Origin of the sequence: Micromonospora sp. NPDC001898, from assembly GCF_042891255.1 — a bacterium.
GTDB lineage: Bacteria > Actinomycetota > Actinomycetes > Mycobacteriales > Micromonosporaceae > Micromonospora.
Genome location: NZ_JBIATC010000012.1, coordinates 101500 through 113745 on the forward strand (window position 1 = coordinate 101500; position 12246 = coordinate 113745).

General features: G+C 72.6%; 9 protein-coding genes and 1 pseudogene. 8 read left to right on the top strand and 2 right to left on the bottom strand.

Translation table 11 applies throughout. From position 1 onward, the window contains the following. Positions 1-14: 14 nt before the first annotated feature. Entirely contained in the window at positions 15-3212 is a 3198-nt protein-coding gene (locus tag ACFYZF_RS22820; protein ID WP_387023857.1) for a penicillin acylase family protein, read from the bottom strand. A 232-nt stretch (positions 3213-3444) separates the two neighbouring features. On the opposite strand from ACFYZF_RS22820, the gene ACFYZF_RS22825 reads away from it, so the two are divergent. The 6 genes and pseudogenes from ACFYZF_RS22825 (at position 3445) to ACFYZF_RS22850 (ending at position 8671) form a co-directional block, all read left to right on the top strand. Then, entirely contained in the window at positions 3445-4791 is a 1347-nt protein-coding gene (locus ACFYZF_RS22825) for a jacalin-like lectin (RefSeq protein WP_387023858.1), read from the top strand. Positions 4792-4801: 10 nt separating this feature from the next. Further along, positions 4802-6772: an excinuclease ABC subunit UvrC gene (gene uvrC, locus ACFYZF_RS22830; protein WP_387023860.1), complete on the top strand. Its 1971-nt coding sequence runs from the start codon at positions 4802-4804 to the stop codon at positions 6770-6772. Positions 6773-7141: 369 nt separating this feature from the next. Continuing rightward, positions 7142-7273, top strand: coding sequence for a hypothetical protein (locus tag ACFYZF_RS22835; protein WP_387023862.1), 132 nt, complete (start codon positions 7142-7144; stop codon positions 7271-7273). Positions 7274-7410: 137 nt separating this feature from the next. After that, positions 7411-7605, top strand: coding sequence for a hypothetical protein (locus ACFYZF_RS22840; protein WP_387023989.1), 195 nt, complete (start codon positions 7411-7413; stop codon positions 7603-7605). After that, a pseudogene (locus ACFYZF_RS22845) lies at positions 7548-7717 on the top strand (DUF397 domain-containing protein); the annotation flags it as partial. The gene ACFYZF_RS22840 and the pseudogene ACFYZF_RS22845, both read left to right, overlap by 58 nt. Before the next feature lie 54 nt (positions 7718-7771). Continuing rightward, a complete protein-coding gene (locus tag ACFYZF_RS22850) occupies positions 7772-8671 on the top strand; it encodes an SWIM zinc finger family protein (RefSeq protein ID WP_387023864.1) in 900 nt (299 codons plus the stop codon). Positions 8672-8743: 72 nt separating this feature from the next. Here the strand turns inward: ACFYZF_RS22850 and ACFYZF_RS22855 are convergent, their stop codons facing one another. Then, entirely contained in the window at positions 8744-9745 is a 1002-nt protein-coding gene (locus tag ACFYZF_RS22855; RefSeq protein ID WP_387023866.1) for a hypothetical protein, read from the bottom strand. 578 nt (positions 9746-10323) lie between these two features. On the opposite strand from ACFYZF_RS22855, the gene rapZ reads away from it, so the two are divergent. Together rapZ and yvcK are read left to right on the top strand one after the other, a co-directional pair. Next, on the top strand, positions 10324-11247 hold the full coding sequence (gene rapZ, locus ACFYZF_RS22860; RefSeq protein WP_387023867.1) for an RNase adapter RapZ: 924 nt from the start codon (positions 10324-10326) through the stop codon (positions 11245-11247). Further along, entirely contained in the window at positions 11244-12224 is a 981-nt protein-coding gene (yvcK, locus tag ACFYZF_RS22865) for a uridine diphosphate-N-acetylglucosamine-binding protein YvcK (protein ID WP_387023869.1), read from the top strand. The genes rapZ and yvcK overlap by 4 nt, the downstream gene beginning before the upstream one ends. Positions 12225-12246: the final 22 nt, after the last annotated feature.

Here is a 12246-nt window from a genome sequence, read left to right on the forward strand (position 1 = left end):
CCGCCGCGCGGGGGTCAGCGGGCGTACACCGACATCTCCCACAGCGAGAAGCCGTACTCGGTGCCCCGGGTCAGGCCGCGCATCCGCACGTACCGGGCGGTCCCGCTCGGGAACGCCGCCACGTCGGTGCCGCCGTCGCCGGCCGTGGTCGACCAGGCCGTGCGCCAGGTCGTCCCGTCGGCGGACACCTCGATCCGGTACGACCGGGCGTACGCCGCCTCCCAGTCCAGCACCACCCGGCCCACGGCTCGGGCGGAGCCCAGGTCGACGGTGAGCGTCTGGTCGTCGTTGCGGGAGCTGGCCCACCGGGTGCCGAGGTCCCCGTCGACCGCCCTGGCCGCGGGGTAGCCGAACTGGTTGCTCGACGCGGTCACCGACCGGCCGGCGGCGAGGTTGGTCACGTCGTCGCCGCGTTTGGCCGGGAACGAGACCACCTGCTGGTAGGTGGGCCGGTTCTGCCAGGCGATCGTGGCGTGCTTGATCCCGCCCAGCGGCGACTGGATGATCGCGTCGGCGCACCACTGGTCGCCGGCCGAGCAGGTGGCGTCGCCGGGGTAGACCTGGGCGGCCGGGGTGGCCGCCGCGCCGCGCAGCGTGTCGAGCAGGATCTGCCGGCAGCCGGCGAGGGTTCCGCCGCCGCAGTACGTGCGGCCGAGGCCGCCGGCGACCGGGTCGCCGAGCACCGCACGCAGGTCCTTGTCGACGTACCCCCACCAGCCGTACTGGAACGACGAGCCCTTGTGTGACTGGGCCTCGGAGGGGGACTCGTTGATCTGGAGGGTGTTGACCAGCGCCTGGTAGAGGTCCGGGCCGAGCGGCGCGGAGAACATCCCCCGCACCAGCAGCGGCCACCAGGCGTCGAAGGTGCGGATGGCGTCGGCGTGCTGGTACACCTTCGAGCCCTTGGCCGTCTCCACCCGCAGCGCGCCGGCCTGCCGCCACGCCTTCAGCCGGCCGATCTCGGCGGCCAGGGCGGCGTCGCCGACGGGCTGGCTCTCCAGCACCCGGATCAGCTCGTCGAGCACCTCGGCGCCGCGCAGGTCGGTCAGCCCGGCCTGCTCCACGAGGCTGGTCAGCGACGCCCGGTCGAACTTCTTCCCCGTCGCGAGGGCCGCCTTGAGCGGCCGGTCGAGCAGGTTGCCCCGGTGCACGGCACCGAAGCTGAAGTTGCCGTCGGCCCCCCCGAAGTCCTTGGCCTGCTTGTTGTTCCAGCTCACGTAGTAGTCCTGGTCGACCGAGTTGGGGTGGGCGGCCAGCGGGGCGTACGTCGCGGTGTTCGTCGCCGGCTGGTAGCCCTGCCACTCGTACGCGGCCTCGGCCTTCATCGGCAGGTTCGGGTTCGACCCGGCGGCGCGCATCGGGTTGAGCCCGGAGTTGAAGTACGCCGACTGGGTGGAGTTGACGTAGAACCAGTTGAACGCGTACTCGACGTTGTTCGCCGAGGCGATGAAGGCGTCGGCGGAGCCCATCTGGGCCGGGTCGTTGAACATCTGGAAGCCGATCGCGGAGTCGGCCTCGTGCCGGTAGGTGGAGCGGAGCTGGGTGAACGCGTGCGGCTTGCCGCCGACGGTCCCGCGCCAGGCGACCAGGCCGAGCTTCGTGCGCCAGGCGGTGAGCTTGTACGACCCGGCGGGCGTGCTGTCGGCGGTCGTCGGGTTCCACTTGTTGATGTGCGCGAGCTGCTCCATCGCCAGGCACTGGCCACGGTAGAGGTAGTGGGCGCTGGCCAGGGTGGGCGCGCTGCCGTCGGTGGTGCACAGCGGCACCGCGTAGGTGTCGGTGATGTCGTGGGTCGACGAGGTGGCGCTCCAGGCGTAGTCCTGGCCCCGGCCGAGCAGCACGTAGAGGTTCAGGCCGGCGAACGCGGCCCCCCGGGCGCTGATCCCCGGGCCCTGCAACTCCTGGATCATCAGTAGCTGCGGGGAGAAGTAGCCGGTCTGCGGCCCGAACACGGCGACCGGGTGGCCGGTCGCGGAGTTGGCGGCGGAGACCAGGGCCGCGTTGGACATGCCCCGGTGCGCCGGGTCGATGGTCAGCCCGGACAGCGCGGCGGCCAGATCGGAGCCCTTGCCGGCGGTGGTGGTGGCGGAGCCGGTGGGGTCGGTGAAGACCGGTTCGACCTTGGCGGAGCCGGCGTCGGGCAGCGCCACGCTGGCCGCGTCCGGGGAGGCGCTGCCGTACGGGAAGCTCTGCCCGTTGTGCAGGGTCAGCACCGTCTCCGGGTCGTTCTGGTTGCGGAAGGCCGCCCACACCTTGTCGCCCTCGACGGGGCCGTACTTGGCCCGGGCGGCGATGCGGACCAACGCGGACTGCATCTCGTTGCCGCCTCCGCCGCCGAACAGGCCGCCGACCACGCCGGCGATGGCGATCAGGTCGGTCATCCGGAACGGCTCGGGGCCACCCTTGTTGGTGATCGCGTCGAGGTGCCCGGTCAGCACGTACTCGCCGGGGCAGTTGCGGTTGGCCATGCAGACGCCGATGTAGGCGTTGATGCCGGCGATGTACTCCTGCACGTCGGTGTAGAGCTGCGCGCCGCGCGGGCCCTTCGTGCGCAGCGCGTCGACCTGCGTCTGGAGGTCCGCGTCGGTGTAGGGCGAGTTGCGCCAGACGCTCTGCTCCAGGGCCCGGTTGCCCGGAGACCCGCCGGCGAACGGGGTGAGGGTTCCCCGGCCGACGTGGCGCAGCAGGTCCATGGTGAACAGCCGGTCCTCGGCGCCGGCGTACCCGGCGCCGTACATGGTGCCGCCGCGGGTGGTGCCGGTGACGTGGGGGACGCCGGTCGCCCTGTCCCGCAGGATGCGTACGTCGGAGCGGGGCGAGTAGTCGCGTTCGACCTGGCCGGCCGGGACGCCGAAGGAGGCGTCGTTGAAGAAGCTGCCGATCTGCTCCTCACGCAGCCCGGCGTAGCCGTAGACCAGGTCGGCGTACTTGCCGAGCTGGTCGGCGGAGTGCCGGGGCAGGGTGCCGAGGCTCTGGTTGGCGAGGATCTCGACGAGGGTGGCGTTGCCGTTCTGGCCGGGCGGCACGATGTCGCCGCACTCGCCCAGGCAGTAGTCGTTGCCGGCGAACGCGCTGGTGGTGGCGGTGGCGGCGGGGTTGGCCGGCGCACCCACGGCGGGAGTCGGGGTGGGGGAGGCGACGAGCAGGGCCGCGACGCCGACGGCGGCGGTCGCGCCGGCCAGCAGGCGGCGTGTGGTGGTGGGACGGGGCATGGTGATCCTCCGGGGGGATGGGGATCATGGCGAGGGACGGATGCCGATCATTACGTGAAGAACATTCAGTTACCGGATGGTAATCTCCATGCCTCGATATTGGAAGACACCAATCCGCGCACCGGCCGTCGGTCATCCGTGAGTGTTGAGCCGGGCGAATTCATTCGATACCCTTCGATCCCCCGAGCCGGTGCCGGCCGGACCCGGTCCCGCTGTCGAGAAGGGACGTCGGATGAGACCCGCCCGCCTGCTGGCCCCCGTGGCGCTGCTCGCCGCTCTGCTGCTCCCGTCCGCGCCCGCCGTCGCCGCGCCCGCCCCGGCATCCGCGCCGGCGCCGGCCGCCGTCACGTCCGGCGCCTTCTCGGTGCTCACCTACAACGTCGCCGGCCTGCCCGAACCGCTGTCCGGCAGCAAGCCGGCGGTCAACACCCGGCCCATCGGCGAGCGGGTCAACGCGTACGACATCGTGCACGTCCAGGAGGACTTCAACTACCACGCCGACCTGTACGCCACCGACCAGCACCCGCACCGCACGCCGACCAGCGGCGGGGTGCCCATCGGCGACGGCCTCAACACGATGTCCAACTACCCGGTGTCGGACTTCGTCCGGGTCAAGTGGGACGACTGCAACGGCTTCGACTGTCTCACCCCGAAGGGCTTCAGCCGGTCCCGGGTCCGGCTCGCCGAGGGCGTCTTCGTCGACCTCTACGACGTGCACACCAACGCCGGCACGACCGAGGCCGACCTCGCCGCCCGCCGGTCCAACGTCAGCCAGCTCTCCGCGTACGTCGCGGCCAACTCCGCCGGCAACGCGGTGATCGTGATGGGCGACCTGAACTCCCGCTACACCCGCGTCGGCGACACCATCCGCGACCTGGTGGCCGCCAACGGCCTCACCGACGCGTGGGTGCGCCAGGAACGCGGCGGGGTGCCCCCGGCGATCGGCAGCCCGGCGCTGACCTGCGACCCGGCGAACGTCACCGACGCCTGCGAGGTGGTCGACAAGATCCTCTACCGGAGCAACCGGCTGGTCCGGCTCGGCCTGACCCGCTACCACAACGAGCACGCCCGGTTCCTGGACCCGGCCGGCGACCCGCTGTCCGACCACTACCCGCACGCCGCCTGGTTCACCTGGACCCTCGACCCCGGCCTGCGGGCCAGCGACACCTGGGGCGGCCCGCACGGCACCCCGTTCACCGACGCGGACGCCGCCGGACCCCGGGTCGCCACCGTCTCGCTGCGCGCCGGCGCCCGGCTCGACCAGGTCGGCGTCGGCCTCGCCGACGGCGTCACCCGCACCCACGGCGGCGGGGGCGGCACCCCGGCCAGCCTCGCGCTGGCCGCCGGTGAGCACGTCACCCAGGTCACCCTCACCCAGGGGAAGAAGGACGACCGGACCCGGATCTTCTCCGCCCGGTTCACCACCAACCTCGGGCGCACCCTGTCCGGCGGCACGCCGACCTCGGACGCGGTGACCTTCACCGCGCCGCCCGGCGGGCGGCTCGCCGGCTTCCTCGGCCGGGCCGGCAGCGAGGTCGACCAGCTCGGCGTGATCTGGGCTGTCGGGGCCGGCGGCTAGTCTTCCAGGCGTGGCTGATCCCTCCACCTACCGTCCCGCGCCCGGCACGATCCCCGACTCCCCGGGGGTCTACCGGTTCCGCGACGGCACCGGCCGGGTGATCTACGTCGGCAAGGCGAAGAGCCTGCGCAGCCGGCTCAGCTCCTACTTCGCCGACCTGTGGGGGCTGCACCAGCGCACCCAGCAGATGGTCACCACCGCCGAGTCGGTCGACTGGGTCACCGTCGGCACCGAGGTCGAGGCCCTCCAGCTCGAATACACCTGGATCAAGCAGTACGACCCCCGGTTCAACGTCCGCTACCGCGACGACAAGTCGTACCCGTACCTCGCCGTCACCGTCGACGAGGAGTTCCCCCGGTTCCAGGTGATGCGCGGCGCCAAGCGCAAGGGGGTGCGCTACTTCGGGCCGTACTCGCACGCCTGGGCCATCCGCGAGACGCTCGACCTGCTGCTGCGGGTCTTCCCGGCGCGCACCTGCTCGGCCGGCGTGTTCAAGCGCGCCGGCCAGGTGGGCCGCCCCTGCCTGCTGGGCTACATCGGCAAGTGCTCCGCGCCCTGTGTGGGCAGCGTCTCCGCCGAGGAACACCGGCGCATCGTCGACGGCTTCTGCGACTTCATGGGCGGGCGCACCGACACCATGGTCCGCCGGCTCGAACGCGAGATGACCGAGGCCAGCGAGGCGCTGGAGTTCGAGAAGGCCGCCCGGCTGCGCGACGACGTCGCGGCCCTGCGGCGGGCGATGGAGAAGCAGACCATGGTGCTCGGTGACGGCACCGACGCCGACGTGGTCGCGTTCGCCGACGACCCCCTGGAGGCCGCCGTCCAGGTCTTCCACGTCCGCGACGGCCGGGTCCGGGGCCAGCGCGGCTGGGTGGTGGAGAAGACGGAGGACCTGACCCCCGGCGACCTGGTGCACCACTTCTGCACCCAGGTGTACGGCGGGGAGCAGGGCGAGGCCGACGTGCCCCGCGAGCTGCTGGTGCCCGCACTGCCCGCCGACGCCGACGCGCTGGCCGACTGGCTGTCGGGCCGTCGGGGCAGCCGGGTGTCCCTGCGGGTGCCGCAGCGCGGCGACAAGCGGTCCCTGCTGGAGACGGTGGAACGCAACGCCAGGGACGGCCTGGCCCGGCACAAGCTCAAGCGCGCCGGCGACCTGACCACCCGTGGCCAGGCGCTCGACGAGATCAGCGACGCGCTCGGCATGCGCACCGTGCCGCTGCGCATCGAGTGCTTCGACGTCTCCCAGATCCAGGGAACCGACGTGGTGGCCAGCATGGTCGTCTTCGAGGACGGTCTGCCCCGCAAGGGCGAGTACCGCCGGTTCATCGTCCGGGGCGCCACCGACGACCTGTCCGCCATGTCGGAGGTGCTGCGCCGCCGCTTCGCCCGCTACCTCGACGCCCGCGCCGAGACCGGCGAGCTGGGGGAGGAGACCGCCTCCGACCCGGACCGGCCGGGCATCGACCCGACGACCGGGCGGCCCCGCAAGTTCGCGTACCCGCCGCAGTTGGTGGTGGTCGACGGCGGCGCGCCGCAGGTCGCGGCGGCGGCCCAGGCCCTCGCGGAGTTGGGCATCGACGACGTGGCGCTGTGCGGCCTGGCCAAGCGGCTGGAGGAGGTGTGGCTGCCCGACGACGAGTTCCCCGTCATCCTGCCGCGCACCTCCGAGGGGCTCTACCTGCTGCAACGGGTGCGCGACGAGGCGCACCGCTTCGCCATCACGTTCCACCGGCAGCGCCGCTCGAAGCGGATGACCGAGTCGGCGCTGGACAACGTGCCCGGCCTCGGTGAGGTGCGGCGCAAGGCGCTGCTGCGCCACTTCGGCTCGCTCAAGCGGCTCGCCGCGGCCTCGGTGGAGGAGATCATCGAGATCCCCGGCGTCGGCCGGCGCACCGCCGAGGCGATCACCGCCGCCCTCAACCCGACCCCGGACGCGACGCCACCCGCGCCCCCCGCACCAGACACGCTGGGTGACGTCTAGTTCCCGTTCCACAGCCTCCCGGCTCGGCCGGATCAACGGGGCCCCCGCCTCGACGCCCGCCTCCGCGTGGCCCGCGCGACCTGACCCGCCGCCCCTCACGCGCATCCCGCGCCGTCAGGGCCGCGCCGTCGGGGCCGCGCCGTCAGGGCCGCGCCGTCAGGGCCGCGCCGGCACGGTCGCTGTCGCAAGATCGCGCTCGATCCGGGAAAGAGTGGCCTCCTCAGCGCGGAAGGCCACTCTTTCCGTGTTCGAGCGCGATCTTGGCCGGCCCGATCCGCGTGGCGCGGCGACTCACGCCTTGTCGCCGTCGCCCCAGCAGAGGCGCCGATGCCGGCCGCACTGTGGAAGCCGGGGTGCCCCGTGACGTCCATGCAGATTTCGTTGTCGGGGCCGATCCGGCCGCAGAAGACCGGCTCGACGTGGTTCCAGGCGTCGGCCCGCGACAGCGACGCGGCGCTCGCGGCCAGCTCGGGGCGCGGGATCGTCAGCCCCTCCGCGTAGACGACCGCCTGGTCCCGGGCCTCCCGCAGGTCGGTCGCCAGGTAGTTCGGGTGCAGCGTCCAGCGGCGTGGCATCTCGTACGCCCGGTGGGTGGCCCGTCGCGCCCTGACTGCCGCTCGTGCTCCGTCGTGTAACGGGTGACCACGGAGTTGACGTACGAGGAGAGGGCGTCCGGCTTCGCCAGCGCGTACGCGCTGGCGAAGCCGGACCCGCTCGGACCCGTCGAGCACGGCGGCCAGGTCGTCCTGAAACTGCTCCGGGCGTTCCCGCAGGGCGGAAGAGCAGCCGGAGCAGCGCAAGCGGCTCCAACTGTGTCGAGGTGGCCGAGTTGACCGATGCGTTGGCGGTGCGGGACTCCAAGGACCCGGAGGGGCCTGCGCTCCTCTTCGACGGGACGCCTGGTCGTCGTTCGTCGTCGGCCTGCGGCGTGGCGGGTACGCCTGACGCCCTCCCTGCCCTGATGCCGACGGCATCACCCACGCCCGGTTAGATGGCCGGATGGCGGTACGCATCGACATCGACGCCCTGCGGGGCGAGGCCGGGGCTGTGGCCTGCGACGCGGCGGACAAGCTTCGGGCGGACGGGCAGCCGGCGGCGATCACCCCGGACGGCGGGGGAACGTCCTGCGTGATCCGAGAGGCGGGGCAGCCGCCGTACGAGGTCTGGGTGGGAATCACGGCGGAAGGCTTCACCGCCGAGTGTGACTGCCCGGCCAGTGCGGAGCTGTGCGCCCACGCGGTGGCCCTCACCACCGCCGCTGTGGAGGACGGATTCGACTGGTCCTCGGCGGCCACCTCGTCGTCGGCTCCGGAGGTCGACCCCAGGCTCGCCGAGCTGACCGAACTCGCGCGGTGCATTCCCGCCCATCGGCTCGCGTCGCTGGTCGCCGAGTGGGCGGCCGCGGATCGGGTGCTGGAGAACAGGTTGCTGGCGCAGGCCGGCCGGCTCGCGCCTCTCACCTCCGCCGAGCTGGACGACGTCGGCCGGAGCATCGACGGCATCGCCCACGAGGCGATCAGCGGTGACCGTTGGGACCTGCACGACGTCGAGAAGGCAGGTCGGGCGATCGTCGAAGAGGTACGGGTACTGGCCGAGCGGCCGGCGACGGAGCAAACCCTGCTGGTGGTCGAGCGGGCCGCCCGCGCCTGGGACCGCATCGTCCCGCCTCTCCACGACGCCTGGGAGACGTACGAGGAGGAGCCGGGCGAGATCGGCGGTGCGCTACGGGCGGTCCACGTCCAGCTCTGCGAGCAGGTGCAGCCGGATCCCGATGAACTGGCGGAGCGGCTGGCCGAGATCATCGGGGCGGTCGAGGTCGACTCCTGCCTCGACGAGCCGTGGGACTACCTCGGCGTGCTCGGCCGCCGCCGGGTCAAGGCGCTGGAGCAGCGCGGCTGACGGCGCCCAGCCACCCTCGGCGGTCTCGCCGCTGGTGGCCGAGGCTCCGGTCACCAGCGGCGGCGTGCCGGGTCAGGCCCAGGGGGCCAGCGGGTACCAAGGGATGATCTCGCGGCGGGCGAGCAGCCGTACGTCCCAGTAGAGGAACGTGAACGCGCCGGCGACGATGAACGCGACGGCGGTCAGTACCGCCAGCCGGGTCGGCCGCTCGGTGAACCACCGTTGCAGTCGGGAACCGGCGAGCCAGGCGAGCAGCAGGAACAACACCGCCATGATGACGATGTTGCCGATGGACTGGAGCGTGAACGCCGCCGCCCCGTACAGCGGGTTGCCGCTCTCCGCGGCGTCGCGGAACATCTGCCGGAACAGTCCGAACGGCCGACCGATCAGGAAGCCGGCGATCAGCGCGCCCATGAAGATCATCGGGGCGTTGGGGTACCGGCGGGCGAGCCGGGCGAACGGGTCCCGCACCACGCCGATCGAGGCCAGTCCGAGATAGACCATCACCAGCCCGATCACGCCGAAAACGACCATCGACTGGATGCTTCTCGGCGACAGGCCGCCGGGCGTGGTGGGGGCGGTGGAGAACTGCGGCATGGAGGTGCCGACGATGCCGACGATCGCGCCGTAGACGGCCGACACCGCGATCATGCCCACCGACATCCAGCCGAGCGGCTTCAGCGGCTGGACGAACCTGCTGAACCTGCTCCCGGTGGTGGTGCCGGTCAGCGGGGCGAGGGCGCCGAAGGCGGCGATGTTGCAGGCGGTGAACGTGCCGGCGATCCCGGAGACGAAGGCGAACACGATGCCCGCCGCGATCCCCTGGATCGGTGTCTCCTTGGCGTCGTGGCCGAGGAGGGTGTTGGCGACGTTGTCGCCGATGGTCTGGTCCACGAACTCCGCCGACCAGACCACGGTCAGCAGGAAGCCGCCGATCACGCTGAGCAGGACGATCAGCGCCCGCCGTCGGGGGAAGTGCCCGTTGACGAAGGCGGACGTCCCCTCCTGCCCGGTGTCCGGCCGGAGCCCTGCCGGGGCCTCGGGCCGTCGGGGGGAATTGTGGGTCTGCGTCACGCTGCGCTCCTCACGCTGGGGGGACGAGACCCGGGCGCGGGCGCGACGGCGACGCTGGCGACGACGCCCGGACCGGGAGGCCGGTGACCGCCGGCCGCGTGGACGCACCCGCCCAACCCACCGAAACGCAGTTGATTGATACGGATCAATGTCCAACCGCAGTGTGGCGCGGCTTTCGCCGACTGACTTCTTCCATCGTGCCCAATCCGTCACCCCAGCACCTCCGCAACCGCGATCTTGCACTTGCGGCCCTCGATATGTCGCTTACACACCCTATGTCTGGGCCGCAAGTGCAAGATCGGCGTGGAGCGGGGCTTGTTGGGGCGTGGAGCGGGGCTTGTTGGGGCGTGGAGCGGGGCTTGTTGGGGCGTGGAGCGGGGCTTGGGGTGGAGCGGGGGGGTGGGGTGGGGAACGGGGGCGTGGACCGGGGGTGGGGGGTGGGGAACGGGGGTGGGGTGGGGAGGGTGGGTTGGGGGGTTGGGTGTGGGCTGCGCCGGGGCGGGGCTCGGCGGGATAGAGTCGCAGATTGGCCGTGCGCGGTCATCTCGACCGTGGCGTCACCTGTGGGGGAGTAGGCAGTGAACGAGGCGCGGACGCCCGAGGTTCCGGTGACCAGCGACCCGACATCGGCGGCGTCGGAGGCGGAGACCACCCTGGTGGTGGTGACCGGCGTGTCCGGCGGTGGTCGCAGCACCGTGGCGCGGGCGTTGGAGAACGTCGGCTACTACGTGGTCGACAACCTGCCCCAGGCGCTGATGCTCGACATGGCCGAGCTGGCCGTCAAGGCCGGCGGCGCGGCCCGGCGTACCGCGATGGTGCTCGACGTTCGCTCGCGCGCCTTCTCCACCGACCTGGTCGGGGCGATCCGGGAGCTGAAGGAGCGGGGCTTCTCCCCCCGGGTGGTCTTCGTCGACGCCGACGACGAGGTGCTGATCCGCCGGTTCGAGAGCGTCCGGCGCTCGCACCCGTTGCAGGGCGACGGGCGGCTCGCCGACGGCATCGCCGTGGAGCGGGGCCTGCTGGAGGAGGCCCGGGACCAGGCCGACGTGATCATCGACACCAGCCACCTGAACGTCAACCAGCTCCGCCGCCGGATCGAGGAGCTGTTCGGCGGCGAGGACAGCCGCCGGCTGCGGGTCACCGTGCTCTCCTTCGGCTTCAAGTACGGCCTCCCGCCCGACGCCGACTTCGTCCTCGACGCCCGGTTCCTCCCGAACCCGTACTGGGTACCCGAGCTGCGCGAGCACACCGGCCGGGAGGAGGCCGTCAGCGCGTACGTGCTCGGCCAGGAGGGCGCGGACGCCTTCGTCGGCACGTACGCGGACCTGGTCAACGCCACCACCGCCGGCTTCGAGCGGGAGGGCAAGCGCTACCTCACGGTGGCGGTCGGCTGTACCGGCGGCAAGCACCGCAGCGTCGCCATCGCCGAGGAACTGGCCGCCCGGCTGCGTCACGCCGGCCTCGCCGCCAAGGCCCAGCACCGCGACCTGGGGCGGGAATGACGCCGACGCGGGTGGTCGCGTTCGGCGGCGGGCACGGCCTGTCGGTGTCCCTGCGGGCGCTGCGCCGCTGCGCGCCCGAGCTCGACCTGGACATCACCGCCGTGGTCACCGTCGGCGACGACGGCGGCTCCAGCGGGCGGCTGCGGGCCCGGCGCGGCGGCCTGCCGCCGGGGGACCTGCGCCAGGCGTTGGTGGCCCTCGCCGGCGACCACCCGGCCACCAGGCGCAGCGGGAGGCTGTTCCAGCACCGCTTCGCCGGCACCCCCGGTGACCCGGCGGACACCGACGACGGGCTCGCCGGGCACGCCGTCGGCAACCTGGTCCTGTGCGGGCTGATCGAGCTGCTCGGTGACCCGGTCGCCGCGCTGGAACACGCCGGGGCGATGCTCGGCGCGGTGGGCCGGGTGCTGCCGATGTCCCGCCAGCCGGTCGGCATCGAGGCCCGGGTACGCGGCGTCGACCCGGCGTGCCCGGACGAGGCGCGCACGGTGCGCGGGCAGCACCAGGTGGCGGTCACGACCGGGCGGGTGGAGGCGCTGCGCCTCACCCCGACCGCCCCGGCGGCCTGCGCGGAGGCTGTTGCGGCCACCGCCGAGGCGGACTGGTTGATCTTCGGGCCGGGGAGCTGGTACACCAGCCTGCTGCCGCACCTGCTGGTGCCGGGGCTGGCCGCCGCCATCGTGGCCAGCCCGGCCCGCCGGCTGGTCACCCTCAACCTGGCGGCGGAGAAGGAAACCCTCGGGCTCTCCCTGGCCGACCACCTGGCCACCCTGCGGCACTACCTGCCCGAGTTGACGGTGGACGTGGTGCTGGCGGACTCCAAGGCGGTGGGCGATCCCGGCCCCGTCGAGCGTGCGGCAGAATCGCTGGGTGCCCGGCTGCTCCTCGCCCCGGTCGCCGTCACCGACGGCGGACCCCATCACGATCCGGCAGCCCTGGGCGCAGCCCTGGTGCCTGTCCTGGGTGCCGATCGTTAAGCACGTACGTAATCTCCGGCGA